This window comes from Acinetobacter sp. ANC_7635, from assembly GCF_056779945.1.
Window position 1 is genome coordinate 1 of sequence record NZ_JBWYIS010000045.1, and the last position, 300, is coordinate 300.

Here is a 300-nt window from a genome sequence, read left to right on the forward strand (position 1 = left end):
GGCCTTGACTGTCAAATCGGGTTGGGCTGCGTTGGGCTTCATGTAGGCGGCCCACCACAAAGGGGCGGTCGATGTTGCCGTCAAAGAAGTCGATGACCACGATTTCATTGATTCGAGGAAGGAAGCGTGCGCCATAGCCTTCGCCTGCCCATGGGGTCAGTACATCGACCCAAGCTGAATCGGTGTCGTTGTTGTTACTGCCGGCACCCCCATCAAATTGGTGGTCTTCTGCTCGGGTAAATAGGAAGCGTACTTTGATGCGTCCCCATTCATCGACATGGATTTCTTCTCCTGCAGGTC

1 protein-coding gene is annotated in these 300 nt (G+C 54.7%); it reads right to left on the reverse strand.

Annotated features, from left to right (window positions below; genetic code table 11):
* A partial coding sequence (locus AC1M89_RS14810; RefSeq protein ID WP_481614402.1) for a phage baseplate assembly protein V occupies positions 1-300 on the reverse strand: 300 nt, incomplete at both ends.